At 68.4% G+C, this 25,853-nt stretch carries 23 protein-coding genes, 7 tRNA genes and 1 riboswitch; of the genes, 15 read left to right on the forward strand and 15 right to left on the reverse strand.

From position 1 onward, the window contains the following. Positions 1-166 precede the first annotated feature (166 nt). A complete protein-coding gene (locus tag AB0E69_RS19570) occupies positions 167-1,480 on the forward strand; it encodes a hypothetical protein (RefSeq protein WP_360147370.1) in 1,314 nt (437 codons plus the stop codon). On the opposite strand, the gene AB0E69_RS19575 is transcribed toward AB0E69_RS19570, so the two are convergent. Together AB0E69_RS19575 and AB0E69_RS19580 are read right to left on the reverse strand one after the other, a co-directional pair. Continuing rightward, complete coding sequence (locus tag AB0E69_RS19575; protein ID WP_360147373.1) at positions 1,477-2,505, reverse strand: hypothetical protein; 1,029 nt, start codon at positions 2,503-2,505, stop codon at positions 1,477-1,479. The two genes, AB0E69_RS19570 and AB0E69_RS19575, sit on opposite strands and share 4 nt — an antisense overlap. 5 nt (positions 2,506-2,510) lie before the next feature. Then, the gene (locus AB0E69_RS19580) at positions 2,511-2,981 is read right to left on the reverse strand and encodes a MarR family transcriptional regulator (RefSeq protein WP_360147376.1); all 471 of its coding nucleotides are present in this window, start codon (positions 2,979-2,981) and stop codon (positions 2,511-2,513) included. A gap of 63 nt (positions 2,982-3,044) precedes the next feature. Here AB0E69_RS19580 and AB0E69_RS19585 point away from each other — a divergent pair, with 63 nt between their 5' ends. Beyond that, positions 3,045-4,598 carry a DHA2 family efflux MFS transporter permease subunit gene (locus tag AB0E69_RS19585; RefSeq protein ID WP_360147379.1) on the forward strand — a complete coding sequence of 518 codons (1,554 nt, stop codon included), beginning with the start codon at positions 3,045-3,047 and terminating at the stop codon, positions 4,596-4,598. Here the strand turns inward: AB0E69_RS19585 and AB0E69_RS19590 are convergent. Beyond that, complete coding sequence (locus tag AB0E69_RS19590; RefSeq protein ID WP_360147382.1) at positions 4,591-6,057, reverse strand: glycine hydroxymethyltransferase; 1,467 nt, start codon at positions 6,055-6,057, stop codon at positions 4,591-4,593. The two genes, AB0E69_RS19585 and AB0E69_RS19590, sit on opposite strands and share 8 nt — an antisense overlap. A gap of 28 nt (positions 6,058-6,085) precedes the next feature. Next, positions 6,086-6,167: riboswitch (ZMP/ZTP riboswitch) on the reverse strand. After that, positions 6,165-7,769, reverse strand: a complete 1,605-nt coding sequence (locus AB0E69_RS19595) for an acyl-CoA dehydrogenase family protein (protein ID WP_360147385.1) — start codon at positions 7,767-7,769, stop codon at positions 6,165-6,167. (Overlaps the previous riboswitch by 3 nt.) 90 nt (positions 7,770-7,859) lie before the next feature. Between AB0E69_RS19595 and AB0E69_RS19600 the strand changes: the two genes are divergently transcribed. The 3 genes from AB0E69_RS19600 (at position 7,860) to AB0E69_RS19610 (ending at position 10,986) form a co-directional block, all read left to right on the forward strand. Next, complete coding sequence (locus tag AB0E69_RS19600; RefSeq protein ID WP_360147388.1) at positions 7,860-8,996, forward strand: YihY/virulence factor BrkB family protein; 1,137 nt, start codon at positions 7,860-7,862, stop codon at positions 8,994-8,996. Positions 8,997-9,143: 147 nt separating this feature from the next. After that, positions 9,144-10,208, forward strand: a complete 1,065-nt coding sequence (gene rsgA / locus AB0E69_RS19605) for a ribosome small subunit-dependent GTPase A (RefSeq protein ID WP_360147391.1) — start codon at positions 9,144-9,146, stop codon at positions 10,206-10,208. A 34-nt stretch (positions 10,209-10,242) separates the two neighbouring features. Next, entirely contained in the window at positions 10,243-10,986 is a 744-nt protein-coding gene (locus AB0E69_RS19610; RefSeq protein WP_360147394.1) for an SDR family oxidoreductase, read from the forward strand. 309 nt (positions 10,987-11,295) lie between these two features. On the opposite strand, the gene AB0E69_RS19615 is transcribed toward AB0E69_RS19610, so the two are convergent. The 4 genes from AB0E69_RS19615 to AB0E69_RS19630 all read right to left on the reverse strand — a co-directional run bounded on the left by AB0E69_RS19615 (position 11,296) and on the right by AB0E69_RS19630 (position 12,584). After that, positions 11,296-11,367: transfer RNA gene (locus AB0E69_RS19615), tRNA-Val, on the reverse strand. 20 nt (positions 11,368-11,387) lie between these two features. Then, a tRNA-Cys gene (locus tag AB0E69_RS19620) sits at positions 11,388-11,458 on the reverse strand. 37 nt (positions 11,459-11,495) lie between these two features. Beyond that, positions 11,496-11,568: transfer RNA gene (locus AB0E69_RS19625), tRNA-Gly, on the reverse strand. Positions 11,569-11,723: 155 nt separating this feature from the next. After that, positions 11,724-12,584, reverse strand: a complete 861-nt coding sequence (locus tag AB0E69_RS19630; RefSeq protein WP_360147397.1) for a sigma-70 family RNA polymerase sigma factor — start codon at positions 12,582-12,584, stop codon at positions 11,724-11,726. Between the two features lie 93 nt (positions 12,585-12,677). Between AB0E69_RS19630 and AB0E69_RS19635 the strand changes: the two genes are divergently transcribed. Then, a complete protein-coding gene (locus tag AB0E69_RS19635; protein ID WP_360147400.1) occupies positions 12,678-13,127 on the forward strand; it encodes a pyridoxamine 5'-phosphate oxidase family protein in 450 nt (149 codons plus the stop codon). A gap of 40 nt (positions 13,128-13,167) precedes the next feature. Then, positions 13,168-14,139, forward strand: a complete 972-nt coding sequence (locus AB0E69_RS19640) for an aldo/keto reductase (RefSeq protein WP_360147403.1) — start codon at positions 13,168-13,170, stop codon at positions 14,137-14,139. On the opposite strand, the gene AB0E69_RS19645 is transcribed toward AB0E69_RS19640, so the two are convergent. Beyond that, complete coding sequence (locus AB0E69_RS19645; protein WP_360147406.1) at positions 14,140-14,736, reverse strand: MFS transporter; 597 nt, start codon at positions 14,734-14,736, stop codon at positions 14,140-14,142. Positions 14,737-14,755: 19 nt separating this feature from the next. Between AB0E69_RS19645 and AB0E69_RS19650 the strand changes: the two genes are divergently transcribed. After that, positions 14,756-15,283: a helix-turn-helix domain-containing protein gene (locus tag AB0E69_RS19650; protein WP_360147409.1), complete on the forward strand. Its 528-nt coding sequence runs from the start codon at positions 14,756-14,758 to the stop codon at positions 15,281-15,283. A 229-nt stretch (positions 15,284-15,512) separates the two neighbouring features. Here AB0E69_RS19650 and AB0E69_RS19655 read toward each other — a convergent pair whose 3' ends face one another. Continuing rightward, positions 15,513-16,430, reverse strand: a complete 918-nt coding sequence (locus tag AB0E69_RS19655; protein WP_360147412.1) for an aminoglycoside phosphotransferase family protein — start codon at positions 16,428-16,430, stop codon at positions 15,513-15,515. Between the two features lie 581 nt (positions 16,431-17,011). Between AB0E69_RS19655 and AB0E69_RS19660 the strand changes: the two genes are divergently transcribed. Beyond that, entirely contained in the window at positions 17,012-17,263 is a 252-nt protein-coding gene (locus AB0E69_RS19660) for a tyrosine-type recombinase/integrase (RefSeq protein ID WP_360148519.1), read from the forward strand. Between the two features lie 62 nt (positions 17,264-17,325). On the opposite strand, the gene AB0E69_RS19665 is transcribed toward AB0E69_RS19660, so the two are convergent. After that, positions 17,326-17,397 (reverse strand) — tRNA-Val (locus AB0E69_RS19665). A 124-nt stretch (positions 17,398-17,521) separates the two neighbouring features. Here AB0E69_RS19665 and AB0E69_RS19670 point away from each other — a divergent pair. Beyond that, positions 17,522-18,088 (forward strand): CGNR zinc finger domain-containing protein, encoded by a 567-nt coding sequence (locus tag AB0E69_RS19670; RefSeq protein ID WP_360147415.1) that lies wholly within the window; start codon positions 17,522-17,524, stop codon positions 18,086-18,088. A 43-nt stretch (positions 18,089-18,131) separates the two neighbouring features. Here AB0E69_RS19670 and AB0E69_RS19675 read toward each other — a convergent pair whose 3' ends face one another. After that, on the reverse strand, positions 18,132-18,950 hold the full coding sequence (locus AB0E69_RS19675; protein WP_360147418.1) for an aminotransferase class IV: 819 nt from the start codon (positions 18,948-18,950) through the stop codon (positions 18,132-18,134). Between the two features lie 172 nt (positions 18,951-19,122). On the opposite strand from AB0E69_RS19675, the gene AB0E69_RS19680 reads away from it, so the two are divergent. The 3 genes from AB0E69_RS19680 (at position 19,123) to AB0E69_RS19690 (ending at position 19,401) form a co-directional block, all read left to right on the forward strand. After that, positions 19,123-19,195 (forward strand) — tRNA-Gly (locus AB0E69_RS19680). A 32-nt stretch (positions 19,196-19,227) separates the two neighbouring features. Further along, a tRNA-Cys gene (locus AB0E69_RS19685) sits at positions 19,228-19,298 on the forward strand. A 31-nt stretch (positions 19,299-19,329) separates the two neighbouring features. Then, positions 19,330-19,401, forward strand: a tRNA-Val gene (locus tag AB0E69_RS19690). 648 nt (positions 19,402-20,049) lie between these two features. Here the strand turns inward: AB0E69_RS19690 and AB0E69_RS19695 are convergent. Together AB0E69_RS19695 and AB0E69_RS19700 are read right to left on the reverse strand one after the other, a co-directional pair. Beyond that, positions 20,050-21,513, reverse strand: a complete 1,464-nt coding sequence (locus AB0E69_RS19695; RefSeq protein WP_360147421.1) for a glycosyltransferase family 39 protein — start codon at positions 21,511-21,513, stop codon at positions 20,050-20,052. Between the two features lie 84 nt (positions 21,514-21,597). Beyond that, positions 21,598-22,254 carry an SDR family NAD(P)-dependent oxidoreductase gene (locus AB0E69_RS19700; protein ID WP_360147424.1) on the reverse strand — a complete coding sequence of 219 codons (657 nt, stop codon included), beginning with the start codon at positions 22,252-22,254 and terminating at the stop codon, positions 21,598-21,600. A gap of 139 nt (positions 22,255-22,393) precedes the next feature. Here AB0E69_RS19700 and AB0E69_RS19705 point away from each other — a divergent pair, with 139 nt between their 5' ends. Together AB0E69_RS19705 and AB0E69_RS19710 are read left to right on the forward strand one after the other, a co-directional pair. Further along, positions 22,394-23,470: a GntR family transcriptional regulator gene (locus AB0E69_RS19705; protein ID WP_360147427.1), complete on the forward strand. Its 1,077-nt coding sequence runs from the start codon at positions 22,394-22,396 to the stop codon at positions 23,468-23,470. Between the two features lie 154 nt (positions 23,471-23,624). Beyond that, positions 23,625-25,169 carry an AAA family ATPase gene (locus AB0E69_RS19710; RefSeq protein ID WP_360147430.1) on the forward strand — a complete coding sequence of 515 codons (1,545 nt, stop codon included), beginning with the start codon at positions 23,625-23,627 and terminating at the stop codon, positions 25,167-25,169. On the opposite strand, the gene AB0E69_RS19715 is transcribed toward AB0E69_RS19710, so the two are convergent. Then, the gene (locus AB0E69_RS19715; protein WP_360147433.1) at positions 25,153-25,782 is read right to left on the reverse strand and encodes a DedA family protein; all 630 of its coding nucleotides are present in this window, start codon (positions 25,780-25,782) and stop codon (positions 25,153-25,155) included. The genes AB0E69_RS19710 and AB0E69_RS19715 overlap by 17 nt on opposite strands. Positions 25,783-25,853 lie beyond the last annotated feature (71 nt).

Here is a 25,853-nt window from a genome sequence, read left to right on the forward strand (position 1 = left end):
GGCGTCCGCACAGCCGCCTCGCACGAGCCCGGTACAGCCGTCCCGGACGGGTCCTGGCGCCGCGCCGGTGCAGCCTCGTGCCTCGACTACGACCTCTGGTCCGGCCGCGACGCAGCCCGGGGTGGGTTCGGTTGCTGCGCCAGGACCGGCGGCGGGGCAGGGGACTGTGCGGACGTTGGAGGCTCCTGGTCCTGGGCCGGTGACGCTGAACGCGAATCTGGTTCGGGCCGCCGGCAAGGTCGTGGTGGTGGCCGATCCCAAGTGCACGCAGGCCAGGATCACCATCTCCACCGCGGACGAGACGGGAGCGGCAGCAGACGCCGTACGGGACTCGGCGGCGACCGTCGGGGCGAACCGGAGCCTCTCGGTGGACGTCCAGGGTCCCGCCGGCGGTGCCGTCTTCCGGGACGGGACCGGCACGGTCCACACCTTCCACAACGGCTCCTTCAACAGCGTCTCGATCGGGTCGGGCAACGTCGTCCAGGTCGGCGACGTGCACGGCAACGTGTACATCGACGGCGATTTCTCGAGTGTGAGCTTCGGCAACGGGTACGACGATCCGTTCGCCGACCGGTCCGCGAACCCGGCCGAGCCGCTGTCACCGATCGAGATCCACGCCGTCGTCCCGGTGGGCAGCTCGCTCCAGTGCACGACCGACGCCGCGAACATCGAGACCCACGGCGAGGTCAACATCGTCAACGCCCGGTCCGCCTCCGGGAACGTACGCGTCGACCGCGCCGACGAGGTCCACGCAACCTCCGCCAGCGGAAACGTCAGTGTCGGCGCAGCCGAGACCGTCACGGCCAAGTCGGCAAGCGGCGACGTCAGTGTCGGTGAAGCCGAGACCGTCAAGGCGACGTCCGCAAGTGGAGATGTCCGGGTCCGCGACGCGATCGCCGTCACGGCGTCGTCTGCGAGCGGGGACGTCAGGATCGGCAGCGCGGTCACCGTCACCGCATCCTCCGCGAGCGGCGACGTCGAGGTCGGTACTGGCGCCGACGTCACCGCCCGCACCGCAGTCGGCGAGATCAATGTCGGCCAGGCGCAAAAGGTCGATGCGCGAACACACTCCGGCCGGATCGAGCTCGGCGCGACGACGGACGCCACGGCGATCGCGAAGCGCGGCGACGTCTCCATCACCAATTCCAACGGCACCGCGTACGCCACCTCGGGCAGCGGCAACGTCGACGTACACGCGAGCGGGCCCGGCAGGGTGACCGCGGGTTCGGTGAGCGGTTCGGTCAGCGTCACCGCGAGCGAGCGCGCCGTGCAGGGCGAGGGTGGTCTGACCGTGAAGACGGCCGGGCCTCCTGGACGAGTTCAAACTCCGCCTGGGGCGAATACCGAGGCGGCGACCTCGCAGTCCGCGACCGGTGAGCGAGATCGAACCGGACCCGGGCGCGCGGCACCATCGCGGGGGCCTGCGGCCACGCCGAAGGCTGGAGCAAGTCAGAGCGGACCGGCTCGCAGCCACAGCTAGGAGGCAGTGGCTCGTCCAGGTGGTTCAGCCGAACGTCGCGGACTACGTCGCTGCCCCTCGCCCCCTGAACGAGCTCCCGTAACCGCCTGCCGGTTGGCCGGCGCGGCCTGTCCGCTGACCGCGGGCGGCAGCGCCTTCGCGATGGTGTTCGCGACGTCGATCGCGGAAGCCCGCCTCCGCGAAGGCGCCCGCTCCCCGCGCGCGGTCGCCGACCGCAGTTCCTCCGGCTTCACGAAATCGGCAACCGCGGCAACGACCTCCCGCGTGTACACATCCGCGCGAGCCGCAACCGCCGGGCCGGAGGACACCGTCGGCGAACGAACCAGCTCCGCCACCTCGACGCGGAGAAACTTGACGAGTTCAGTTGCCCGCAGCACCCGACTCCGCCGCAGCACCTCCCGTTCGCCTTCCAGCGAAGCCTTCTCACGCCAGCCGACGTCGAACATGACCCGACCCAACCGGAAGTCAGGATTGGTCTCGCCACCCGGGTAACCCCTGGCCCCGCCATGCGTGAAGAACGAGCTGTAGAACGCGCCTTCGTCCTCATGCTTCAGCACGTTCCACGCGCGGTACGGATCCGTCGGGAGCTCACCCCGCACCCACGCCTCATCCATCAGCGCATGCGACTCCGCATTCAACGGCCGATGCCCGACATACCGGTACTGCGGCGCCGCACCCTGCCGGCGCCGCTCGTACTCCGCGATGATCTGCGGCCACTCGTCCGCCGACACAGCCCGCGCCAACCGCGACGCGAACGACGTCCGCGCCCGCAGCTCGGCCCGCGACGTCACCGGATGATCCGTCCGGCCGGTCATGGTCTCGAGTTTGTCCATCACGAACGTGCTGCCCTGGGGCCCGACCCGATGCCACCGCGTGACCGCCAGCGACGGCCGATCCCGCCCGCCGGTCACGGCATTGAGCCCACGCAGTACGGCGATCCCCGCGCGGTAGAGCGGAACGCGCCGACGCATCACCCGCGTCTCCCAGGCGATCCGCTCGGCGCTGTCGAGCCACGCCGTACCCATGAGAGTCACCGCGGGTGCTCAGCGCGCCAGTTCTTGATCATCTGGGACATGTCGCCGTGGATGAAGGCGAAGAAGTCGGCCGCCTCGGTCAGCCGCCGGCCGACCGGGGAGTCCTCGCCGAACAGCGCCACGCCGGACCGGCTGGTTGCCTCCCACTCGCTCAACGCGAGGTTGCGGCGCTCGAGGATGGCGGCGAACACGTCGTCCCGGATCCGGTAGTGGTCCTTGCGCGATCCCGGCAGCCGCTCGCGGGTGATGAACGCGACCTGCAGCAGCTGACGCACCGCGCCGGACACGGCAGGCTGGCTGATCTTGAGCAGGTCGGCGAGCTCGGCGGCCGTCATCACGCCGGTCGGGCTGACCAGCATTGCGCCCATCACCCGGGCGGACATCGTCGGCACGCCGCTGTTCGCCAGCACCCCGGCGAACCGTTCGACGAACTGGCTGATCTCTTCCCGGCTGGGTTCGGCGGCCATGGTTGAAGCTTACAATAATTCGATCTATCGCAACTATCACAAATCTCTGATAATTTGCTCGACATGACCTCGACCACCGGTACCGCAGGGCCGACGCTCACCGGCGCCCGCCGCTTCGGTGTGCTCATCGCCCTCTGTCTCGCCGTCCTCGTGCTCGGCCTGGACACGACTGTGCTCAACGTCGCGCTGCCGACGCTCGCCAAGGAGCTCGACGCCTCGACCAGCCAGCTGCAGTGGATGGCGAACAGCTACAACCTGGTCCTCGCCGCGCTGCTGCTCCCGGCCGGCCTGCTGGGCGACCGCTACGGGCGGCGCAAGATCATCGGGATCGCGCTCTCGTTGTTCGGCGTTGCGTCGCTCGCCTGCGCGTTCGCGGAGTCGGCCGGCGCCCTGATCGCGGCCCGCGCGTTTCTCGGCATCGGCGCCGCGATGATCGTCCCGGTCGCGCTCTCGCTGATCACGGTGCTGTTCCGGACCGCCGACGACCGGAAGCAGGCGATCGGGTTCTTCGTCGTTGCCAACAGCATCGGGATGCCGCTCGGCCCGATCGTCGGCGGGCTGCTGCTCGACCACGCCGGCTGGCAGTGGATCTTCGTGATCAACGTCCCGATCGCGTTGCTCGCCGCGGTCGCGGTGACGCTGCTGGTTCCGGAGAGCCGCAGTACCGACCGCCCGGCCATCGACTGGCTCGGGATCCTGCTCTCCAGCGCGGGTCTCGCGGCCCTGGTGTACGGCGTCACGAAGGCCGGCGAAACGTCCTGGACCGACGGGCTGACGATCGCGTTCCTCGCGCTCGCCGTGATCCTGATCGCGGCCTTCCTGCTCTGGCAACGCCACACGTCCCATCCCCTGATCGAGCTCCGGCTGTTCTCGGAGCGCGTGTTCAGTGGGGGAGCGGTGCTGCTGACGGTCTCGGTGTTCGCGATCTTCGGGTTGCTGTTCACGATGCCGCAGTACTTCCAGGGCATCAACGGATCGGACGCGCTGCACACGGGTTTGAAGCTGCTGCCGTTCATCGGCGGTATGACGCTCGGAGCGAAGCTGGCCGAGCTGGCCGAGTCGAAGCTCGGGACCCGGCTGGTCGTCCTGATCGGGTTCGTGGTGATGGCGGCCGGCTTCGGGCTCGGCGCCTTCACCGAGCTCGGGACCGGGTACGGGTACACCGCGACGTGGTTCGTCGTGGTCGGGTTCGGCCTCGGATGTTCGATCCCGCAGGCAATGAACGCCGCGCTCGGCGTCCTCGATCCGGAGCGGGCGGGCACCGGGTCGGGTCTGCTCCAGGCGTTCCGCCAGGTCGGCGGCACGGTCGGGGTCGCCGTCCTCGGGACTGTCCTGAACTCGGTCTACCGGCACGGCGTCGACACCACCGCCCTTCCGCCGCAGGCGGCCGATGCGGTCGAGAAGAGCCTCGGCGGCGGGCTCGCGGTCGCCGCGAAGACGGGCTCGGTGGACCTGCTGAACGACGTACGGAACGCGTTCCTGCACAGCCTCAACACCACGATGTGGGTCTCCGCAGCCATTGCGCTGGCCGGCGCGGTCCTTGCCGCCGTACTGATGCCAAAGAAGACTGCCCGCCCTCGGCAAGCCGACGACGGGCAGTCTGTGACTATTAGTTGAGCTCGAGGCCCGGGTAGAGCGGGTGCTTGTCGAGCATCTCGGCCGAGGCCGCCTTGGTCTTGTCGGCGACGCCGTCGGCCAGCACGTACTTCGCCTTCGACGGTGCGCCCGCGGACGTGGTGGTCGGCGTGGTCGCGGACAGCACGTCCACGATCAGCTCGGCGGTCCGGTCGAACTCGTCGGCGCCGAACCCGCGCGTGGTGAGGGCCGGCGTACCGATCCGGACCCCGGAGGTGTACCACGCGCCGTTCGGGTCGCGCGGTACGGCGTTTCGGTTGGTGACGATGCCCGCGTCCAGCAGCGCCGACTCGGCCTGCCGGCCGGTGATGCCGTACGACGAGACGTCCAGCAGGACCAGGTGGTTCTCGGTGCCGTCCGTCACGAGCTTCACGCCGCGCTTCATCAGACCCTCGGCCAGCGTGACCGCGTTGTCCGCGACGTTCTGCGCGTACTCCTGGAACGACGGCTGCCGCGCCTCGGCCAGCGCGACGGCCTTGGCCGCCATCGTCTGGCTGAGCGGGCCGCCCAGGACCATCGGGCAGCCGCGGTCGACGGAGTCGGCGTACTCGGGCTGGCAGAGCACCATGCCGCCGCGCGGGCCGCGGAGCGACTTGTGCGTGGTGGTCGTGGTGACGTGCGCGTGCGGGACCGGGTCGAAGTCGCCGGTGAAGACCTTGCCCGCGACCAGGCCGGCGAAGTGCGCCATGTCGACCATCAGCGTCGCGCCGACCTCGTCGGCGATCTCGCGCATCTTCGCGAAGTTCACCTTCCGCGGGTACGCCGAGTAGCCGGCGATCAGGATCAGCGGCTTGAACTCGCGCGCCTTGCGGGCCACCTCGTCGTAGTCGAGCAGCCCGGTCCCGGGGTCGGTGCCGTAGGAGTGCTGGTTGAACATCTTGCCGGAGATGTTCGGCCGGAAACCGTGGGTCAGGTGACCGCCGGCGTCCAGCGACATGCCGAGCATCTTCTGGTCGCCGAGCGCCTTGCGGAGCTTGGTCCAGTCGTCGTCGGTCAGGTCGTTGACGTGCTTGGCGCCCGCCTCGGCCAGCGCCGGGGACTCGATCCGCTGGGCCAGGATCGCCCAGAAGGCGACCAGGTTCGCGTCGATGCCGGAGTGCGGCTGGACGTACGCGTGCGGTGCGTCGAACAGGGCCCGGGCGTGGTCGGCCGCGGTCTGCTCGACGGTGTCGACGTTCTGGCAGCCGGCGTAGAAGCGGTGCCCGATGGTGCCTTCGGCGTACTTGTCCGAGAGCCAGTTGCCCATCGTCAGCAGCGTGGCGGGGGAGGCGTAGTTCTCGCTCGCGATCAGCTTGAGCGAGGACCGCTGGTCGGCCAGCTCGGCCTTGATCGCGCCGGCGATGGTCGGTTCGACCGCGGCGATCACCTGCAGCGCGTTGTTGTACGCGGCCGACGCGGCGGTGGCGTCGAAGGATGCGGCGTTGTCGGTGGATTGAGGCATCGTTGTCTCTCCTGCGGTTGCAGTGGGTCGAAGGCACCCAGGCGCACGGTGCCGACGGGTTTCGCTCCCCGGTGGTTATCCACCTCAGCGCGCCAGTCGCGACAGGCTCACCCTATCGCGCGCTCGACGATTTCCTGGAAGGGCGTCGTCCTTGGCAAGGTCCCGAACACGCCACCCCAGTCCTTCGCCAGGCGGGACGCCACGAACGCGTCCGCGACCGCGGGCGTGGAGTGCCTGATCAGCAGCGAACCTTGCAGGCACAGGGCCATCTGCGCGGCCAGCCGTCGCGCACCGGCTTCGGCGTTCTCGATGTCAGCAAGCGCTTGCAGCACGTCCTCGACCGCGGCGTCCAACCGCGCGTCCGCCCCCTGTACGGCGCCAACCTCGAGCAACCACGCCTCGAGCGACTCGGGCCTGCGCAGGGCCCGCAGTACGTCGAGCGCGTTCACGTTCCCGGATCCTTCCCAGATCGAGTTCAACGGCGACTCCCGGTAGAGCAGCGGCAGCCCGGACTCCTCGACGTACCCGTTCCCCCCGAGACACTCCAGCGCCTCAGCCACCATGAACGGCGTCCGCTTACACACCCAGAACTTAGCCAACGGAAGCGCAATCCGCCGAAAGGCTGTGTCACCGCTGTCGACGGCTGCTGCCAGCCGCATCCCCAGGGCCGTCGCGGCCTCCGACTCCAGTGAAAGGTCCGCCAGCACGTTCTGCATCGCCGGCTTGTCTGCCAGCAGCCCCCCGAACGCGCTCCGGTGCTTCGTGTGCCAGATTGCCTCGACGAGGGCTCTTCTTTGGAGCGCCGCCGAGCCGAGCACGCAGTCGAGCCGGGTGGCGGCGACCATTTCGATGATTGTGCGGACGCCGGCGCCCTCGTCGCCGAGGCGGTAGCCGATGGTGCCGTGGAACTCGACCTCGGACGACGCGTTGGACCGGTTGCCCAGCTTGTCCTTCAGTCGCTGCAGCGCGAACGGGTTCCGGTTGCCGTCGGCAAGCACCCGCGGTACGACGAAGCAGCTCAGCCCGTCCGGCGCCTGCGCGAGGACCAGGAACACGTCCACCTGCGGCGCCGAGCAGAACCACTTGTGCCCGTTCAGCTGGTACACGTCCCCGACCGGCGTCGCCGTCGTCTGATTCGCCCGGACGTCGGACCCGCCCTGCTTCTCCGTCATCCCCATGCCGGCGAGCACCCCCGACTTGGCCGCGGCCGGCAACCGCCGTACGTCGTACTCCGTCGACGCGAGCTGCGGGATCCACTCCTTCGCCAGCGCCTCGTCCGCCCGCAGCGCCGGCACCGCGGCGTACGTCATCGAGATCGGGCAGCCGTGCCCCGGCTCGACCTGGGACCACAGGTAGAACCCGGCCGCCCGGGTCAGGTGCGGCGCGGGCGCCTCGCTGGTCCACGGCGCGGCCTGCAGCCCGAAGCCGACGGCCTGCGCCATCAGCCAGTGCCACGACGGGTGGAACTCGACCTCGTCGATCCGGTTCCCGTAGCGGTCGTGCGTCCGCAGTACCGGCGGGTTCTGGTTGGCCGGCAGCGCGTGCGCGCGGGCCTCCTCGGAGCCGGCGAGCTCGCCGATCAGCTGCAGGCCGGGGTGGCCGGCGAGGTCGGCGTACGGCCGCACAGCGTCACCGAGGGCCACGTCGCGGGTGAAGAAGTTCACGCCCCGGAGTGGGGGAGGCTGGTTCGTTACCGCGAATGGGTCCGCCATGTCAGTACGGTAAGCGGTATGGCACGTTCAGGGGCAGGACCCACGGGTGGGAGCTCCCTCTCATTCGGATGGGTTCGCAGGATCCCTGCGGTGGCCTGGAAGCTGGTCACGCAGACCATCGGCGTCTGCCTGCGCTACCGCGTCACCGGGCTGGCGGCCGAGGGAGCGTTCTTCGCGATCGGCTCGCTGCCGCCGCTGATCTTCGCCCTCGCCGGCTCGCTCGGTTACATCGCGAGCAAGTGGTTCGCGGTCGAGACGATCAACGACATCAAGCAGCAGATCGTCGACCTGGCGGCCCGGGCGCTGACCGACGACTCGATCAAGAACGTCATCGCCCCGACGCTGGACCAGGTCCTGAACGGTGGCCGGCCGGACGTGGTCTCGATCGGGTTCGTGCTCGCGCTCTGGTCCGGCAGCCGCGCGCTGAACGTGTTCGTCGACACCATCACGATCATGTACGGGATGGGCGGCAAGCGCGGCATCGTCCGGACCCGCGTGCTCTCGTTCAGCCTGTACTGCGCCGCGCTTGTCATCGGCGTGATCGTGCTGCCGCTGGTGCTGGCCGGCCCGGACGCGGTCGACGCGCTGCTGCCGCACCGGCTCGACTTCCTGAACCAGCTGTACTGGCCCGTGGTCACGATTCTGTCGGCGGGGTTCTTGAACACCCTGTATCACCTGTCGGTGCCGGTCCGGACGCCGTGGGTCTCCGACCTGCCCGGCTCGTTCCTGGCGCTGTCGATCTGGATCCTGGGCAGCTTCGTGCTCCGCTGGATCCTGCAGAGCACGGTCGGCGGTACGTCGATCTACGGACCGCTGGCCGCGCCGATCGCCGTACTGATGTGGCTGTACATGACCGCGATCGCCGTACTGATCGGGGCCGCGCTGAATGCGGTGGTGGACCGGCTGTGGCCGCACAAGGCGCATGTCGCCGAAGTCGCGGCGGCGGAGGACGAGGAACCGGAGCCGGTGATGAAGGCCGAGCCGGAGCCGCACCACGAGCACGGCACGCTGACTCCGGTGCATGAAGACGAGCGGGCCGAAGCCGGCGTGGCACGGAAGATCGCGGAGCTGGGGGAGAAGCCGCCGGTCGTTCGGAAGCTTAAGGGTGACCCTCAACCTGAGGTTGATGCTGAGCCTGACGCTGAGGCTGACGCCGTGCCTGAGGTCGATGCTGCGCTTCCGGTCGGAAAATCCGGTGCGCAGAGTGACACCGAAGACCTAGGCTGAACGCGACACGCGGTCGTCGCTCAGGACCGCTCCGGACCGGAAGGGAGGCACCCGCCATGAGCTTGATCCAGGCCCATCGGGCCGATGTCTCCTACCTCGTCCGTCCGCTGAGCTGAGCTCGCGGCCGGACCCTCCGAAAGGGTTCGCATGTCAGCCACACTCCAGGCCCTGGGACTCGACGGTTCCACGGCCGATGTCCTGCTGTCTTTCCCGGACTTGGTGCCGGGTCGTGTCTCCCGGGTCGACAAGGGCCTGGCGACCGTACTCACCGAGGACGGACCGGTCCGTGCGACCTGGTCCGGTGCGTTGCTCGCCGCGATCGCCGCGGATCCACAGGCCGGCCCCTGTACCGGGGACTGGGTCGTCCTGCGGTTCTGGCCGGACGAACGGATCACGCTCGAGTCGGTGCTGCCACGCCGTACGACGATCGTGCGCGCGGAGGTCGGCGGATCGTCGCGTGGTCAGGTGCTCGCGGCCAACGTCGACGTGATCGCGATCGTCATCGGGCTGGTGCCGGAGCCGCGGATCGGACGGATCGAGCGGTTCCTGGCGTTGGCGTGGGAGAGCGGGGCGCGACCGGTCGTCGTACTGACGAAGTCGGACCTGGTCGGGGATGCGGACTCGATCGCCGACGACGTGGCGGTGGCTGCGCCGGGAGCCGACGTACTGGTGTGCAGTGCGTCGACCGGCTTCGGTCTGGAGAGCGTGCGAGCGCTCTTGGATGGCAACGCGACCGTGGCGCTGCTGGGGTCCAGCGGCGCGGGTAAGTCCTCGCTGGTAAACGCCCTGGCCGGTGTGGAGCTGCTGGACGTGCAGGCGATCCGTGAGGACGGCAAGGGGCGGCACACCTCGGTACGGCGTGAACTCATCGTGCTGCCGTCGGGCGGGGTCGTGATCGACACGCCTGGGCTGCGGGGGATCGGCCTGCAGGAATCAGGCGAGGGCCTCGCGGCCGCCTTTCCCGACGTCACCGCGCTGGCAGATCTCTGCAAGTTCAAGGACTGCTCCCACGTCACCGAACCGGGCTGCGCGGTCCGTGCCGGCCTCGACGACGGCACGCTTCCTTACCGACGGTACGAAAGTTGGGTGAAGCTGCAGAAGGAGGCGGCCTACATGGCGCGCCGGGCGGATGCGCGGCTGCGCTCGGAGATGAAGAAGGAATGGGTCCGGACGAGCAAGTCGTACCGCCGCGACCACAAACCAAGACCCTGAGCACCGACCGGCCGGGGATGCAAGGATCGGGACCATGAACCGATCTGTTCTGGTGACCGGGGCTTCACGCGGGATCGGCGCGGCAACGGCGCACGCGTTCGCGGCAGCCGGCGATCGAGTGGCGGTCCACTACAGCGCCTCCCCGGACGCCGCAGCCCAAGTCCTGAAAGAACTCCCCGGCTCCGGCCACACCATGGTCCAAGCCGACCTGTCTGACCCTGCAGCAGTCGAGACGATGGTGAACGACGCAGCGCGCGCTCTCGGCTCCATCGACGTACTGGTCAACAACGCCGGCGTCTACCACCCCCACCACATCCGCAAGACAACGTACGCCGAATGGCAACAAGCCTGGGCGGACACCCTCGCCGTCAACCTCGTTGGACCGGCCAACGCCACTTGGTGCGCCGTACAGCACATGACTCGAGGCGGCCGCATCATCAACGTCTCGTCGAGAGGCGCCTTCCGCGGCGAACCAAACCAACCCGCCTACGGAGCCTCCAAAGCAGCCCTGGTGTCCTTCACCCAGTCACTGGCCCGAGCCCTAGGCCCCGAAGGCATCGCCGTCACCGCCATAGCCCCCGGCTGGACCGTCACAGACATGGCCGCCCCCAACCTCTCCGGCCCCGGCTACGACCGCCGCCGCCTGGAAAGCCCCCTGGAACGCGTAGCCACCCCCTCCGAAGTAGCCACCGCAATCCTCTACCTAGCCTCCCCCGAAGCCGAATTCGCCACCGGCACAATCCTAGACTTCAACGGCGCCTCCCACCTCCGCATGTAAAAGCCAAACGCAACCACAGCACCCAAGCCGACCGACAAACGCAACCACAGCAGCCGAGCCGACCGACAACCGCAACCACAACGGCCGAGCTAACTGCCCAACCCAACCACAGCGGCCGAGCCGATCGACAAAGGCACCCACAACGCCCGAGCTGACTGCCCAACCCAGCCACAGCGGCCGAGCGAAGCGAAGGCCCAGGGGGTGCGGGTGGCGGAGCCCCCGCAACGCGGCAAGCGAAGCGCAGCCGCACAAATGACGAAGGCGAGCCGGCCTGCGCTTTCCGCAGGCACAGCTCGCCCATCGCCTTCGTGGACGATACTGGGATCGAACCAGTGACCTCTTCCGTGTCAGGGAAGCGCGCTACCGCTGCGCCAATCGTCCTCGGTACTGTGGAGTTCTCGAGGTGGAGACGGGATTCGAACCCGTGTACACGGCTTTGCAGGCCGTTGCCTCGCCTCTCGGCCACTCCACCACTGACAGTAGGCGTTGAGAAAGCCGAGCCCTCTCCGAGCGGACGACCGGGTTCGAACCGGCGACCTCAACCTTGGCAAGGTTGCGCTCTACCAACTGAGCTACGTCCGCAGTCACTCCGAGGCGTTTCCGCTCGGTGCGAGAGCAGAACAGTAGCGCACTTTCGGCCCGCACAAAAACCAGATTCCACCCGCTTCCGGCGCCCGCGACGAGGAGCTGAATCCGGCTCCGATTGTCCAGTCGCCACGCCGATCGCAGTACCCCGATCACCCTGGCAATGACGCCAGTTCGGTGGCTCGCAGGGACGACGCATCGCCCCGCAGGTCGATCGCGGCGACACGCCCGTCGACCACCGTGAAAGAGAACACAACCTGCGGTTCGCCGCGCTGCATCCACACCAGGCCAGGCATCCCGTCGACGAGCATGAGCCGCGCCGCGTGCGCCCGCCCGCTGAACGTCTGCGCCACCAGTGGTGCCCCTTCGATGACCGCGGCGATCCCACGCGCGGCGACCGTCTCGTCGGCTCGGACGACGACCTCGGGATCGAGCACCTCGAGCAACGCCGCGAAGTCCGCGTTCCGCGCCGCCGCAAGGAACGCGGCCACGACCTCCTTCTGCCGAACCACGTCGACGTCGACCGGTTCCGGTGTACCCCGAACCCGGCGCCGCGCCCGGCTGGCCAGCTGCCGCGCGGCCGCCGGCGACTTCCCGATGATCGGCGCGATGTCATCGAACGGTACGGCGAACAGGTCGTGCAGCACGAACGCCAATCGCTCGGCCGGCGTCAGCGTCTCGAGTACGACGAGCAGCGCGAGCCCGACCGAATCCGCCTGCACGACCTCGAGCTCCGGATCGGACACGACGTCGTCCACGACCACGTCGTGGATCGGCTGCTCCGGTCGTCCGCGGCGGGTCCGCAGCTGATCAAGACAGATCCGCCCGACCACAGTCGTCAACCACCCGCCGAGGTTGTCGATCGCGCCGGCATCGCTGCGACTGAGCCGGATCCACGCCTCCTGCACCGCGTCCTCGGCCTCCGCCTCGGACCCCAGGATCCGGAACGCGACCGCCCGCAGCCGTCCCCGATTCTCCTCGAACCGATCAGCCAGCCACTCGTCCCCGCGCATCCCGACCACACCCTCCACCTGTCACACTCACCGGCACAGCGCCGTCACCGGGATGACGCACCACCAGCGACGCATGTGACAGAGGAGCCGACCATGACGCCACCAGCCCGCTCGTACGCACAGCGTAAGCAGGACACGCTCCGACGGCTGGAGGACGACGTCGACGCGTGGATCGCGACCGCGTCGCTGGACGGTACGCCGTACCTGATGCCGCTCTCGTTCCTGTGGGACGGGACGACGTTGCTGCTGTCGACGGCCGCCAAGAACCCGACTGCCCGGAACCTGCTCGAGAATCCGGTGCTTCAGCTGACGATCGGCGAGATCCGCGATCTCGTCCACATCACCGGGACCGCGGCGTTCGTTCCCACCGAAGAGCTGGCCGAGGCCGAGGGAGATGCTTTCGCGGCCAAGGCCGGCTTCGATCCGCGGCCGCTGCGGAACTACCTGTTCATCCGGGTCACGCCGGCCAAGATCCAGGCCTGGCGCGAGGTCGACGAGCTCAAGGACCGCGTACTGATGGAGAACGGCGTCTGGAACGGGTAGCGCTTGACCTAGACCGCGCTCGAACAGGCAGGGTGGATGCATGTTGTCGCGAACGCTCGGAGGCCGTCGACCCGTCAGCGCGCTCTGCCTGGGTGCCATGAACTTCGGCAGCTCCACCCCACCCGAGACTGCCCACGCCATCCTCGACCGCTTTGTCGAAGCCGGCGGCACCTTCATCGACACGTCGAACAACTACAACCAGTGGACCGGCCACGGTGGCGAGAGCGAGCAGCTGCTGGGGGAGTGGCTGCGCTCCCGCGGCAACCGCGACGACCTGGTGATCGCGACGAAGTGCGGAGCACGCACCACTCGCCCCGGGGACCCTGGCGACGCGCACTGGGAAGGCCTCGGCGCCGACACGGTCGCCTCCGCCGTCAAAGGCAGCCTCAGCCGGCTCGGTACCGACCGAATCGACCTGTACTACGCCCACATCGACGACCGCACTACACCGCTCAACGAAACGGTCGCAGCGTTTGGTCGTCTCGCTGCAGACAGCACGGTGGACCTGATCGGCTGCAGCAACACGGCAGCGTGGCGACTGGACCGAGCCCGGCAGTTAGCGGCGGCGCAGGGCGTGGCGCAGTACTCCGTGGTCCAGCAGCACTACACGTACCTCTGGCCCAATCCGCCTGCGCTACAAGGCGTCTCCCGCCGGGGCACCGCGCACTACCAGCATGCAGGTCTCGAGCACCTCGACTATCTGCAGGAGCACCCGGAGGTGACGCTGGTCGCGTACCAGGCGCTACTGGGCGGCTCGTACAGCCGCGCAGACCGCCCGTTCTGGGCTGAGCGTGGCTACGCGCACCCGACGGCGTACGCCCGGTACGAGGTACTCCGCCAGACCGCCCGCGACCTGAACGCGACCACGAACCAGGTGGTCCTGGCCTGGCTCCTGCACCAGAACATCGTGCCCCTGATCGGCCCCTCCTCAGTCGCCCAGCTGGACGAGGCCCTGGGCGCCGTCGACCTGCAGCTCCCAACCGAGGCGATGGACCGCCTCAGTAACGCCTGACTAGCGCCGACGGACGAACACCGCCGTCGGCACGGCCGTGGCGACCAGCACGATCACGCCGAGGATGACGTTGGGCACGAAGACGGCGTGCCAGCTGAAGTGGGTCAGCAGCACCCCCGCCAGGACCGGCCCAACCGCCAGGCCGATCCCGGAGAACGCAGCCCAGACGCTGATCGCCACGGTCCGCACCTGCGGATCGGTGAAGTTGTGGCTGACGATCGACAGACTCGTCGGCAGCACGGCCGCTCCGCCCAGGCCCATGATCGCCTCGGCCGCGATCAGGACTCCAGTGCTCCCTGCCGCCACGGCCATCGCACTGCCGGCCGCAAACACCAAGGCGCCGATCGTGAAGACCAGCCGCCGGCCGGCGAGGTCGCCCAGCGTCCCCGCCGACATCACGACGCTGACCACCAACAGGCTGTAGGCGCTGCTGATCCACACCAACTGACTCGGCGACGTGTGCAGATCCGTCTGGATCGCCGCCAGCGCCGACACCGTCGCGGTGATGTTGACGAAGGCCATCATCACGCCGAGGCACAACGCGAGCACCGCCGCCCACCGCCGCCGTACGGACGCTTCGGACCGTCTCGGGGCCATCTGGCTAGTGGTGACAATCGTGGCACCCAACGACACGGACGTCATCACCCGAGCCGGCGCCTTCGAGAACCGGGACGCCTGGACCGCCGAAGGCAACTGCCGCCTGGAGCGCGCACTGGAACTGATCGGCACCCGCTCCGCCCTGATCCTGCTGCGGGAACTCTTCTACGGCGCCAAACACTTCGACGAACTAGCCAGCCGCACCGGCCTGAGTGAAGCGGTCGCCGAGCGCCTGAAGCAACTACTGGCCGACGACCTACTGACCCAGCGCCCGTATCAAGAGCCCGGCTCAAGAACCCGCCACGAGTACGTCCTCACGGAGCGCGGCAGATCCCTCTTCCCAATCCTCGTAGCCCTAATCAACTGGGGCGACACCCTGGACGACACCCCAGGCCGCCTCCACCTAACCCACACCACCTGCGGCCAACCCCTAAAAACAACAGTCACCTGCGCCTCAGGCCACGAAGTCCCCATCACCGAAACCACCGCAACCATCGCCGGAGCCCCACGCAGCACTCACCCAACAGCAACCAAAGCGAAGCCCTGAACGACCCCTGCAGCCGAGCGAAGCGAAGGCCCGGGCGACAGGAAACGTGACCACAGCGGCCGAGCGAAGCGAAGGCCAACCCGGCGGCTAACTGCCCAAGAAGGAACTCAAAGACAGCTGCGATCGCGCTCTTCTGCCAGATTCTCTCTGGTCGGATGACCCGATACGTTTCCTGCGTGATCGAGCTCAGCAACTGGCGGACCTGGCCGAAGGCCTGACTGTCTGATGTTTATGACCATTGACTGAGAGCGGCGCGAAGGAAAGCGTCGCGCCTTTCGGTGACGGCAGCGGCGCCCAGGAGGCTACCGTCGTCGGCGAATCCCGCCCAACCGTCCATCACTGTCGGCGTGTTCAGCGCGGCCACGGCATCCCAGTAGGGCACGCCGGCTGCCTCCCGGCCCGCCTGCCGCTCCCAGCCCTCCAACACATGGGACGCCGCGTCCTGGCCGTACTGAAGGGTCATCTGCATCCGCAGGCTGCCGAGATCGACGCCCGGGTTACCAGCCCCGGCTGTATTCCAGTCGATCAGCGCAACGCAATGGTCACCCTCCCACAGCATGTTGCCGCCCCAGGCGTCACCATGCACGAACACCGACGCGACTGCCGGCATCCCGTGCGACCTGACCCGCTCGTCGGCCTGCTGCAGCAGAGGTGTGGTCGGCATCAGGCCCCGCAAGCGTTCATCGGCGCGGTCGTCAACGGCGCACGGCCGCGGCCGGTATGGCAGGTGGGCCTGCGGAACCAGCCTGAAGGCGTGGACCCTGGCAAGGGCCGCTCCCGCTTCGCGGAGCCGGGCGACCGAAACCGTCGGCGAGAGACCGGCGCTGCCGGGCAGGAAGGTCTCCAGGGTGGCCACGGTTCCGCTCGCCTTCCCGTCGAGATCCGCAGCGATCAGCCGCGGCGCGGCCAGGCCATGAGTCTCGGCCAGCTGAAGCGCGCGTGCGTTCGTCATCACCCACGCGGCAGCGATCCATCCCCGGACAGGGACCTTCAAGATCACGTCCCTGGTCCGGGCCGCCGGTCCTTCGATACCCAGGCGGAACGTGCCCGAAGGGCGGTGCTCGCCGCGGGTCAGGCCCTCGGACGAAACGACGCTCGTCCCGCCAACCGCCTCAGCCGCCCAGCGCAGAACCTGGTCATTCGGCATCTTGCCTGTGTGTGCTCTTGCCATTTCGGTACTTTACCGGCTCTACACCCTCATCTGTGATGAGCCTGTTTTGCTATGCCGTCGGTCCAGCTCACGAAGAATCCAATTCCAGTCAAACTCGCGCGCTAGATCGTCACCGGTGCCCGACGCCACAGGCTCGATGGATGAGCCTGACCCCGTATGTGGATCCAGAATCGTAATCCCCGCGTATCGCAGGACAGCGAGCGACGCGAGCCAAGCGGGATGGCCGGCTAGGTCATGTTTTGCGAAGGGTACAGCGACAGTCGGTGTGTGCAATCCCAGAGCCGCACAAAGAGTTGTGAGGGGGTAAGTGTGCGCGTTGCCATTCGCCCACGCGTTGAGCGTGTTGAATGTCATCGGCACGACGGCGACGGCGTCGGCCGGTGGGGTGCGCTTCGGCTGGTCTGGGGTGCGGTTGCCGGTGATGACCGAGGTGTCGGCTGTTCCGGGCGCGCATCTGGCGGCCGCTGCTAGTCCGGGCCGGACTCCTGGGCGGGGTCGCGGCGGACGGTGACAAGTTCCGGGGCACGTGGCCGACCGCGGCAGGGGAAGCGACCGAGCTGTTCAAGACCAAGGCTCAGGCCGTCAAGGCAGTAGCGCGCCACGCCGAAGGCGGTCTGCGGTTCCACGACCTTCGGCACTCGTACGCGTCGTGGTTGATCACCTCGGGTGTTCCGGTTCCCGACGTGCAGCGGGTGATGGGGCACGAGCGGCCGACGACGACGCTGATGATCTACACGCAGGTCCAGGGAGGGTCTCAGGAGCGGGTTCTAGGGGCTCTTGCTGCCTTTTCGCTGCCTGACGAGGGCTGAAACGAGAAGAGCGGGGACCCGGCTGGTGCTGGGTTCCCGCTCTGGCCTGCGTGTTCGTTGGGTGGGCGATACTGGGTTCGAACCAGTGACCTCTTCGGTGTGAACGAAGCGCGCTACCACTGCGCCAATCGCCCAACAGATGATGCTGATGTTGCCTGGTGGTGCCTTGCGGGTGAAACCATAGCGCATGATGAAGCGACGATCTAATCCGGCCGGGCTACTCTTGCTGGAGGACGGAGATCCCGTCTTGTTGGAGACGTGATTGTGACTTTCTCGCACGACACCGAGCAGGCGCTCGGCACGCTGGTCCGGCTCGTCAACACCATGCCCGGACCGAACAGCCAGGTCGACACGCTGGAGACGCTCGAGGAACTGGAGAAGTTCGTCCAGGAGCGCGAGGTCAGTGCGGTCGACTCCCTGTCAGAGAAGGACCTGGCGGAGGTTCGCGAGCTGCGGCCGCTGTTCTCGCCGGTCTTCACCACGGACTCCGATGCGGCCGCGGCGGCGATGATCAACGCGATCATCGCGCGGGGTACGTCGACACCGCGGCTGACCAACCACGACGGGCACCCGTGGCACATCCACTACTCGCGCGACGGTTCGTCGCTGGCGTGCCGGATCACGGTCGAGTGCGGGATCGCGCTTGCCCAGGTGATCTCGGCCGGCGAACGCGAACGGCTCCGCCGCTGCGAGGCCCCGGATTGCGACGACGCCCTGATCGACCTGTCCCGGAACCGCTCCAAGCGGTACTGCGACGCCCGCACCTGCGGCAACCGGCTCCACGTCGCCGCGTACCGGGAGCGCCGCAAGGCATCCGGAGAGTGACCCGAATCAGCCTGTGGGACTCGCGTCCCGCGGGCTGATCTCTTTACGGGTTCGGGTTCTCGGCGGACCGCTCGGCGAAGATCTTGGCGACCTGGGCGGTGACGGTGCCGGGCGCGGTCAGGTCGTGCGCGTCGACGCTCTGGATCGCCTGGACGTCGCGAGTGGTGGACGTGAGGAAGATCTCCTCGGCCTGGTAGATCGCTTCCAGAGGTACGTCGCGCTCGACACCGCCGAACCATTCGAGGACCAGTTGCCGCGTCACGCCGGCCAACGCCCCGGACTCGAGCGTCGGCGTGACGAGCTCACCGTCGTACACGCAGAAGATGTTCGAGCCGGTGCCTTCGCAGAGGTGGCCGACGGTGTTCGCGAAGATCGCCTCGCTGCCGCCGCGCTCCTTGGCGTAGGCGAGGGCGCGGACGTTCTCGGCGTACGACGTGGTCTTGAGGCCTGCGACCGCGCTGCGCTCGTTGCGTACCCACGGGACCGTGACGATCGCGGAGGTCGACGCGGGGTGCTTGATCTCCTGCGTCGCGACCAGGATCGTCGGGCCCGACGTACCGCGGTCCGAGGACAGCGGTGAGACACCGCCGGTGTACGTGATCCGCAGCCGGCCGAACGGGATGCCGGGATCGGCGGCCACGACCGCGGCGATGCCGTCCTCGATCTGGGCGACGTCCGGTGCCGGGAGGCCGAGACCGACCGCGGACCGGACCAGGCGGTCGAGGTGCCGCGTCACGGCGAACGGTTGTCCGTCGACGATCTTGATCGTCTCGAACACTCCGTCACCGGTGGTCAGCCCGTGGTCCAGGGGTGAGATCGTCGCCGCGTCGTCCCGCAGGACGCCGTTGAGCCAGATACGCATGTCGTGCTCCTTCCGCGCAACACCTTAGTGCGCAGGCGATCCGGTTCTGGCAGGCCGTCCGAAGGTGACCAACCGATGACGCTACGTCGACGGGCGGGGGGACCCCCGTTTTTGAACTCCGGCTCGGATGGGCTAATGTTCTTCTCGCGCCGGGGACACCTTCGGTCGCACTGCGGACGTAGCTCAGTTGGTAGAGCGCAACCTTGCCAAGGTTGAGGTCGCCGGTTCGAACCCGGTCGTCCGCTCGGAGAGGGTTCGGCGGGCCAGCTTTCTCAGTGGTGGAGTGGCCGAGAGGCGAGGCAACGGCCTGCAAAGCCGTGTACACGGGTTCGAATCCCGTCTCCACCTCGACACCTCGCAGTACACCGAGGCTGTTGACGGACGATTGGCGCAGCGGTAGCGCGCTTCCCTGACACGGAAGAGGTCACTGGTTCGATCCCAGTATCGTCCACGAAGGCGATAGGCGACGTGTGCCAACGGAAAGCGTTGGCCTCGTCGCCTTCATCATTTGTGCGGCTGCGCTTCGCTTGCCGCGTTGCGGGGGCTCCGCCACCCGCACCCCCTGGGCCATCGCTCCGCTCGGCCGCTGTGGCTGGGTTGGGCAGTCAGCTCGGCCGCCGTGGTTGTCTTTGTCGGTCGGCTCGGCTGCTGTGCTTGGGTTGGGCAGTTAGCTCGGCCGCTGGCCGGGTTGGGCGGTTAGCTCGGCTGCTGTGGCCGGGTTGGGCAGTTAGCCGCCGGGGTTTGCCATCGCTCCGCTCGGCTGCTGTGGCCGGGTGGGCAGGCAGCTACCGGTGCAGCCACCGCTTCGCTTGGCTCGCCGCTGAGGCTGGGTTGCGCAGTTAGCCGCAGGTCCAGCCATCGCTTCGCCCGGCCGCCGTGGTGGATTTGCTGTCGCTGCGGCCGCCATGATCGTCTTCGCCTGCCGCCTGCCGCCTGCCGCCTGCCGCCTGCCGCCTGCCGCCTGCCGCCTGTGTCACCGTCCGGCCCGGTGCCAGATGACCGCTCACCGGTGCCGGTGCGGCATCGCTCGACTGCTGCAGTTATTCGGCGGTCGTCCGGGGCGGTTGGCGGGTGGGCCGTTAGGTGGGGAGGTCGTGGGTTAGTAGAAGGTTTTGAGCTTTGGCCAGAGGGCGGACCAGGGTTCGGTGGGGGCGTCGCAGAGGACTAGGGCTGTGCCGTCTTCGTCGTTGGAGACGAGGCTGTTGATGGTTCCGATCTGGGTGCAGTTGCGGAAGTGGGACTCGAAGCGTGGGGTGCGGTTCAGTTCGATGAGGAGCACCATGCCGGTGTTGGTGTCCGGTGGTTGGGCCCAGTCCGCGAAGCTCATGTGACCCGAGTAGACCGTGGGCAGTCCGTGCTGCGGGCCGTAGCGGACCAGGGCTCCGGCCTCGCCGTAGTTTCCGGCGAAGAGTGTGGCGGTCGACCGCGACTGGGGTGGGATCCGCTCCCACGCGGTCGCGACGGCCGAGGCGAATGCGGGCCAGCCGATCTGCTCGCCCTGCTCCTTGTTCACCGGGATCACGAAGTCGGCCGCGGACGCCGGCAGCACCGGCAGCGTGAACACGGCCGAGGTCACCGCCGTGATGACGAGCGCCGTCACGGCCGTTCGCCGGTGACGATCGATCCAGCCCAGGACCGGCTCGCAACCGGCGGCGACCAGGACGAGCAGCAACGGCAGCGCGTAGTACGACTTCCCGCCGATGATGAGCACGGCAACGCAGAGCACCGGGTAGGCCAGCGCGACCGACCGCGCCCACGGCAGCCGTCGCCAGATCCACAAGAATCCGGCGACCCAAACGGGTACCAGCAGCGGTCCTAGTTGCAGGATCTGTAGTGGCACGAACATGATCCGGTTCTCGGTGCCGTCGTCGTCCCTGATCCCACCGGCGACAGTCAGTTGCGGCCAGTCGTGGTGGATCTGCCAGAGCACGTTCGGCAGGGCGAGCAGACCGGCGAGGGCGACGCCGGCCGGCAGCCACCAGGACCGAAGCACCTCCCGCGGTCCGACGATCAGCACCGAGATCAGCAGCGCGCCGATCGGCAGCACGACCAAGTACTTGTTCTCCAACGCGATCCCGGCCGTCAGGCCGAGCGCCAGCCACCACCGCCCGTCCCGCGTCCGCAGCAGCTTGACGGCGAAGAGCGCGATCAGCATCCACGCCAGCAGGTCGTACGTCGCCGTCGACACCATGTGACCGACGCCGAGCACGAACCCGGACACGGAGGCCAGGATCGCTGCGAGTGTCTGGCCCCGGCGCTCGCTCCCGAACTCTCGAGCGATCAGCGCGACCACGATGATCGTGACGACGCAGCTGATCGTCGACAGCACCCGCAGGCCCATCACGGTGTCGCCGAAGATCGTCGTCGAGATCCGGGTGATCAGCGGCGTCAGCGGCGGCTGGTCGACGTACCCCCAGCTGAGGTGGCGCCCGGCCACGACGAAGTACAGCTCGTCGCGGTGGTACCCGTACCGCCCGGACAGCAGTGTCAGGACGACGCCCACCAGCACCGCGATCGACACCACGGGTCGAACGGCGAAGGCAGGTGCGGGCAATCGGCTCATGCAGGAATGTTGTCAGCCGACCAGGTCCCTCACCAGGACTTCATCCGGAACCTTTCCGGACTTCTTCACGCACTCGGCCGATGGTCAGTTGAGGAACCGCGGCTCTGCACCGCGATCCAGCAGGAGGACCCGCCCGGCGCAGCTGTCGTCCTGGATCAGCGAAGACACCGCAGTGGTCAGCGTGGACAGCGGGACCTGCTCCGGACCACGCTCGGACGGCGGCAGAGCAGCGCGCTCGCGGACCCCACGCTCGGTCGCAACCCAGTCCGGTACGACGCAGTTCACCCGAACACCCAGCTGCGACGACAGTGGCGCCAGCGTGGCCGTCAGCCGGATCAGAGCGGCCTTGGCGGCGCTGTACTCCGGCGAGACGTGCGGACCGAAGCCGAGACCAGCGGTGGAACCCACGTTGACCACCGCTCCACCACCTGCGGCCTGCATGCCCGGTAGCGCGAGGTCCAGCGCGAGCATCGGCGCCCGCAGGTTGAGGTCGATCGAGGCCGACCACCGCTCCACCGACGCCGATGGGAAGCACGGCGTCAGCACGGCTCCGCCGCCGGCGTTGTTGACCAGGATCTGCGGTTGACATGCCATCAGCGAGCGCACCGCCTCGTCGTCCCGCATGTCCACCTGGACGAACCGAGCCGATGGACCGATCAGCTCGGCTGTCTCCGCACCGCCGTCCGCATCGATGTCCGCGACCACCACCGCGGCTCCCAGCGCGCCTAGGTGCGATCGCACGGCCGATCCCAACGGCCGCTCCGGTGACTACGGCAACCTTTCCAGTGATCTCCATGGTCCGCACGCTGGCATGCGGCACCGACAGTTCTCGAAGAGATGATTTGATATGTCAACCGGGGATGATCAAGGGAGACGCGCTGTGACTCTGCTGTACGAGCGGATCTGCGCCCACGTGCTGGAGCAGCTCCGCCGCGGCACGCTGCGCCCAGGGGACCGGGTGCCGTCGGAGATGGAGCTCGCGGCCCAGTTCGAGGTCAGCCGGATCACGTCGAAGCGAGCCCTCGAGGTACTGCGGGAAGCCGGGCTCGTCGAGCGCGTCCGCGGTAAGGGGACCTTCGTCGTACGCCGTCTGCCGGACCTGACCGGAGTCACCATCCCGCTGCGCGCGGTCACCCGGCGCGACGCCCGCTCGATCGCGCTGATCGTCCCGGACATCTCGGAGTCCTACGGGCTCGACCTTCTCAACGCGATCGAGGAGCGCTGCGCGGAGTACGGCGCCCACCTGGTGGTACGGCGTACTCATGGCCGTCAGACCGACGAGGAGAAGGCAGTCGACTCGCTGGTGTCCTCGGTGGACGGCCTGATCGTCTTCCCGGTGCACGGCGACTTCTACAACGCCAGTCTGCTGCGGCAGGTGCTCGACGGCTTCCCAGTGGTGCTGGTGGACCGCCACCTGTCCGGCATACCTGTAGCTGCCGTCCAGACCGACAATGTGGCCGCGGCTCGTGCGCTCGCGACCTGTCTGCTCGACCAGGGGCATGAGCACATTGCCTTCGTTTCACCGCCTCCCGTGAACACCTCGTCGATCGAGGAGCGGCTGGAGGGCTTCCGGTCTGCGTTCGATGGACGCGGGCGGGCCTACGAGCTGACCGATCTGCGCAGCACGCTGCCTGGGTCCACGACGACCGAGAGCGTACGGGCGGACATGGACACGATCCGTGCGTTCCGGGACCGCATGCCGGAGGTGACGGCGTACATCGCCTGTGAGTACAACCTGGCTCGGATGGTCGACCGTGCGCTCGGTGGTGACCGCAAGGTCGCGTGCTTCGACTCACCGGGCGACTCGATCGGCGGACCGCCGTACCTGCATGTGCGGCAGGACCAGACCGAGATGGGCCGGGCCGCTGTGGACCTGTTGCTGGCTCAGCTGCGGGGCGAGCAGGTGCCGAACCTGTCGCTGGTGCCGTTCGAGATCATCGAAGCCGCTGAGATCTGACTGCTCTTTCACGCATAGTGGACGCTCCGGGTCGTGACGTGATGAGGACACCCGGTCATGGGATAGTGGACCTCTCGCGGAGACCTCACCCTCCCGAGCAACCCAGCAGCCTCACAGGGGCGCCCGCCCCCTCACAGAATCGGGGATCCAGGTCGTGACCGACTCGCACAACTCCGGACAGCACAAGGACCGGGAAGCGGCGGCGGCCGAGGTCCGGAGAATGTGGCAGCCGACTCCGTCCTGGAGCCAGCCGGACCCGAACCAGGAGCCGGAAGCCGACGAGACCGACCAGAAGCCGGACGCCCTCTCCGGGGACTTCCAGAGCGACTCGTGGTCGCGGACCGACCAGCCGGTCAACCCGGTGGTGAACCAGTCGGCCCCGTGGACCCAGCCGCAGCAGCCGACCCAGCCGACGCCCTCCTGGACCCAGCCGGCCCCCGAGCCTGCCGCTTCGTGGACGCAGCCCGAGCCGGAGGAGCAGGACGAGGACAGCGCGGTCGCGGCGGACAGCGCTGAGAGCGCTGAGAGCGCTGAGAGCCCAGAGGACACCGGCAGCATCCCGCCAGTCCCTCAGCAGCCCCAGCCACCCAGCGTCCCCGTCTTCGGCGGCTCCTCCTTCCAGCCCCAGCCACAGGGCCCGCAGCCACCTCCGCAACAAAGCCAGCAAGGCCAGCCGGGCCAGCCCCAGCCACTGTCACCGGCCGCCCAGCACTTCTTCCCGCAGGGCGTCCCCGGTCAGCACCCCGCGCAGCAACAGCCGCCGAACCTGTCGTACCGCACCGACGAGCTGATCCAGGCACTGCCGCTGCCGCGCGAGGCCCCGGCGGAGCGTGGTGTCCGTAGCGTCCTGCGTCTCCGTCCCGGTAGCACCGAGCGGTCCGAGCGGATCGCCCGCGCGACTGCGGCGACGGCGTTCCGTCGCCCGGTCACCATCGTGGTGGCGAACCCGAAGGGCGGCTCCGGCAAGACGCCGACCACCCTGCTGCTGGCCGGTGCGCTGGGGCAGGCACGCGGCGGCGGGGTCGTGGCCTGGGACAACAACGAGCTGCGCGGCAACATGCACCTCCGCACGCACGACACCAACGCCCGGTCCACGGTGACGGACATGCTGCAGGCGATGCCGATGCTGACGCAGCCGGACGCCCGGCTCGGCGACGTCGCGGCGTACCTGCGGCACCAGGTGGCGGGGCAGTACGACGTACTGACGTCGGCGATCACCACGTACGCGCAGATCGAGGCGAAGGACTTCGACCAGATCCACCGCCTGCTCAGCCGCTTCTACAAGGTCCTGGTGATCGACACCGGGAACAACGAGGGCTCCAGCAACTGGCGGGAGGCGATGAAGGCTGCTGACGCGCTGGTGATCCCGATCAAGTGGAAGAGCCTGTCGTGCGCGGCCGCCGTACAGATGCTGGAGGAGCTGGACAACCAGGGGCCTGAGGCGCAGCGCCTGATCCGGCGTGCGGTGATCGCGGTGTCCAACGGTCCCGGCGACGTGAACAAGGAGGTCGAGAAGCAGCTCCGGCCGTACTTCGAGTCCCGCGCGGCCGCCGTGGTGGACATCCCCACCGACATGCACATCGCCGCCGAAGGCCCGCTGGACCACGCCGCACTCCAACCCGCCACCCGCCGCGCCGCCCTCGAGCTGGCTGCCAAGGTGTCCGAGCAGGTCACCATCGCCCTCAACGTCCCACGCTGACCGGGAGAGCAGCTCGGCGTTTGTTCAATCGGTGGCGGGCCAGCTCGACGAGGAGGGTGACTGCGAGGGCAAGGCCGATGCCCAGGGCCACGCCTTTCAGAGGGTTGTCTTCGAAGGCCTTGCCGCCGATGTAGCCGACCAGGGAGCAGTAGGCAGCCCAGCTCGCTGCGGCCAACCCGGCAAAGGCACTGAAGCGCCGAAGTGGGTAGCGGACCGACCCCATGGTGAGGGTGATGGCGGTGCGGCCGCCGGGGATGTAGCGCGCTACGACCAGGACCAACCCGCCGCGCTCGGCCAGGGAGCGACGAGCCCAGAGGACGGCGGCGTGCCGGCGGGTGCCAGGACGGACGCGGTCCAGCAGGCGGCCGCCGGCGCCGCGGCCGAGCAGGTAGGAGACGTGGTCGCCCACGAAGGCTCCCAGGGCAGCCACCACGATGACGAGGTACATGTTCGGTGCGCTGTTCCCGGCCGCGAAGACGCCGGCGGTGACCACCAGGGTCTCGCTGGGTACGGCGGGGAAGAACCCGTCCAGCGCGGCGAAACCCCACAAGGCGAGGTAGATCCACCCCGAGGACATCAGTTCGTCGGCAAAATGCAGGATCGCGTCGCTCATACCGAAGAACCTAGAAATCCCCGGCCGCCGGCACATCGGACGAGCGGCTGGTCCCGCCCCCTACCTTCGTC

The organism is Kribbella sp. NPDC026611 (assembly GCF_040638345.1).
In the GTDB taxonomy this organism is placed as follows: domain Bacteria; phylum Actinomycetota; class Actinomycetes; order Propionibacteriales; family Kribbellaceae; genus Kribbella.

Coding starts and splice junctions, on each gene's coding strand:
- AB0E69_RS19640 (WP_360147403.1), top strand. CDS start 13,168: ATGTTGTCGCGAACGCTCGGAGGCCGTCGACCCGTCAGCGCGCTCTGC.
- AB0E69_RS19575 (WP_360147373.1), bottom strand. CDS start 2,505: ATGGGTACGGCGTGGCTCGACAGCGCCGAGCGGATCGCCTGGGAGACG.
- AB0E69_RS19715 (WP_360147433.1), bottom strand. CDS start 25,782: ATGAGCGACGCGATCCTGCATTTTGCCGACGAACTGATGTCCTCGGGG.
- AB0E69_RS19630 (WP_360147397.1), bottom strand. CDS start 12,584: ATGCGCGGGGACGAGTGGCTGGCTGATCGGTTCGAGGAGAATCGGGGA.
- rsgA (WP_360147391.1), top strand. CDS start 9,144: ATGTCAGCCACACTCCAGGCCCTGGGACTCGACGGTTCCACGGCCGAT.
- AB0E69_RS19580 (WP_360147376.1), bottom strand. CDS start 2,981: ATGGCCGCCGAACCCAGCCGGGAAGAGATCAGCCAGTTCGTCGAACGG.
- AB0E69_RS19585 (WP_360147379.1), top strand. CDS start 3,045: ATGACCTCGACCACCGGTACCGCAGGGCCGACGCTCACCGGCGCCCGC.
- AB0E69_RS19695 (WP_360147421.1), bottom strand. CDS start 21,513: ATGAGCCGATTGCCCGCACCTGCCTTCGCCGTTCGACCCGTGGTGTCG.
- AB0E69_RS19675 (WP_360147418.1), bottom strand. CDS start 18,950: ATGCGTATCTGGCTCAACGGCGTCCTGCGGGACGACGCGGCGACGATC.
- AB0E69_RS19645 (WP_360147406.1), bottom strand. CDS start 14,736: ATGGCCCCGAGACGGTCCGAAGCGTCCGTACGGCGGCGGTGGGCGGCG.
- AB0E69_RS19610 (WP_360147394.1), top strand. CDS start 10,243: ATGAACCGATCTGTTCTGGTGACCGGGGCTTCACGCGGGATCGGCGCG.
- AB0E69_RS19635 (WP_360147400.1), top strand. CDS start 12,678: ATGACGCCACCAGCCCGCTCGTACGCACAGCGTAAGCAGGACACGCTC.
- AB0E69_RS19655 (WP_360147412.1), bottom strand. CDS start 16,430: ATGCCGAATGACCAGGTTCTGCGCTGGGCGGCTGAGGCGGTTGGCGGG.
- AB0E69_RS19595 (WP_360147385.1), bottom strand. CDS start 7,769: ATGGCGGACCCATTCGCGGTAACGAACCAGCCTCCCCCACTCCGGGGC.
- AB0E69_RS19590 (WP_360147382.1), bottom strand. CDS start 6,057: ATGCCTCAATCCACCGACAACGCCGCATCCTTCGACGCCACCGCCGCG.